The sequence below is a fragment of the Polaromonas sp. P1_E3 genome, assembly GCF_056405935.1.
This window is the reverse complement of the sequence record NZ_JBFUBD010000421.1, coordinates 1-2,187: the sequence shown is the minus strand read 5'-3', so window position 1 is coordinate 2,187 and position 2,187 is coordinate 1. Positions and strand designations below refer to the sequence as shown.

Genomic DNA, 2,187 nt, shown 5'->3' with positions numbered 1-2,187 from the left:
GAGTGAGACAATCACCCGGATGTTAGTCGAGAAAAACGTTCCACTCCAGCATTCCAACACCTTTGGCATCGTCGCCAAGGCACTGACTCTCGTGCGGGTGGCCCAGGAAGCCGATATTGCCGCAGCTTTACAGGACCCGGCCCTGAAAGCCGCCTCCAAGTTTGTCTTGGGCGGCGGAAGCAACATTGTGCTGACCGGCGACGTCAAGCCCCTGGTGCTCAAGGTCGAAATCATGGGCAAGCGCTTGCTCCGCGAAGACACCAAGTCCTGGATCATTGAGGCAGGCGCCGGTGAAAACTGGCACGACCTTGTCACATGGACGCTGCAAAACAGCTACCCCGGCCTGGAAAACCTGGCATTAATCCCCGGCACGGTCGGTGCCTCACCGGTGCAGAACATCGGCGCCTATGGCGTGGAGCTGCAAGACCGCTTTGAGTCGCTCGACGCCATCGACTTGACGACCGGCCTGCCCTTTACCCTCAATGCCGCGCAGTGCGCGTTTGGCTACCGTGATTCAGTGTTCAAACACAGCAGTTCGGCGCCGGCACCGGGCGGTCATGGGTTTGGGCTGGAAGGCAAGGCGCTTATCACGCGGGTACGGTTTGCCCTTCCCAAGGCGTGGAAGCCGGTGCTGGGCTACGCCGACATTGACAAAAAAATGGCGCAGACCGGCATCCAGGCGCCCGACGCCCAGCAAATTTATGACTGGATCTGCGAAATCCGCAAAGCCAAGCTGCCCGACCCGCAGGTCATTGGCAACGCCGGCAGCTTTTTCAAGAACCCGACCGTCTCGCCCGAGCAGTGCGCCGACATCATCCAGAGGGAGCCCAAAATCGTTCACTACCACCTCGCCGACGGCACGGTCAAGCTGGCCGCCGGATGGCTTATTGACGCCTGCGGCTGGAAGGGCAAGACCATCGGCAATGCCGGTGTTTATGAAAAACAGGCACTGGTGCTGGTCAACCGCGGCGGCACCGCCGACCCGGTCACCGGCGGTGAGGTCATGACGCTGGCCAAGTCCATCCAGACCAGTGTGTACGAACGCTTTGGCATCCTGCTGGAGCCTGAACCGGTGGTGGTCTGATGGCGACCGCCGGAAAGTTCTACACCGGGCCCGACATCGCGCTCTGGCACCGCCTGGTGCTGCGCCATGCGCGGCAGCTTGCGATCGTGCTGATGGTCGTGTGGGTGGGGTTGATGATGAGCGGCGTGGCCGGCTGGCGCAAGCCGGCGGGGCTGGCAGCCGGCGTATTCGGGCTGTTTGCCGCCATGGTGATACTGGCCGTGTGGGCCACGCATGAACGCCAACGCCTGGTGCGCGAGGCGCCGCTGCCGCAGTTCCTCAAGCGCAAGCTGCGCGACACCTACCCRCACTTGAGCGCCAAAGACACCGAACTGGTCGAGCGCGGGCTGCGCCAGTTTTTTCTGGCCTGCGTGCGCAGCAAGGGCAAGTTTGTGGCCATGCCGTCGCGCGTGGTCGACAGCATGTGGCACGAATTCATCCTGCACACACGCGCCTACCGCGAGTGGTGCGACCTGGTTCTGGGCCGCTTCATGGACCACGTACCGGCCGAGGCCCTGGGCACCCGCGCTTCCAGCAACGACGGCCTGCGGCGCGCCTGGTACTGGGCCTGCCGCGACGAGGCCATCAAGCCACGTTCACCCAGCCGCCTGCCGCTGCTGTTTGCCCTGGACGCGAAGCTGGCGATCCCCAACGGCTTTCATTACCTGCCCAACTGCAGCCAGCCTCAGCGTGACGACGGAACAGGCGGCTCAGCAGGCGCTTATTGCGGCGAAAGCTTTTCCGACGGAAGCTACAGCGGCGATGCGGATGGGTTTGGCGGCTCCGACAGCAATAGCAGTAACTCCAGTGACGCAGGCAGTGATGGCGGTAGCGACGGTGGTGGATGCGGCGGCGGTTGCGGTGGGGGTGGCGACTAGCGCGTGGCGGGGCACCAAAGGCCAACAAAAAAGCCGCCTGAAGGCGGCTTTATTGTTGGCTATGTTTTTAATAGCTGCTTGCGCAAATTCCACAGGGGCTGGAGGCCAATTTGGCGTAAAAAGACCGCGATGGCCGGGGGTTCGGAGTCACCCCTGCTGGACTCCCGTCAAAAAGAGTGACTGCGCGAGCAAATGACCCAGACCAAGCAGCGCATGTGCAAAAGACTGCTCAAAGCTGTACTCCCA

The 2,187-nt window shown here is 62.4% G+C and carries 2 protein-coding genes; both read left to right on the top strand.

Annotated features, from left to right (window positions below):
- Positions 1-19 precede the first annotated feature (19 nt).
- Positions 20-1,084 carry a UDP-N-acetylmuramate dehydrogenase gene (gene murB / locus AC1D0Z_RS20060; RefSeq protein WP_477659928.1) on the top strand — a complete coding sequence of 355 codons (1,065 nt, stop codon included), beginning with the start codon at positions 20-22 and terminating at the stop codon, positions 1,082-1,084.
- Entirely contained in the window at positions 1,084-1,941 is an 858-nt protein-coding gene (locus AC1D0Z_RS20055; protein ID WP_477659927.1) for a glycine-rich domain-containing protein, read from the top strand. The genes murB and AC1D0Z_RS20055 overlap by 1 nt, the downstream gene beginning before the upstream one ends.
- Positions 1,942-2,187 lie beyond the last annotated feature (246 nt).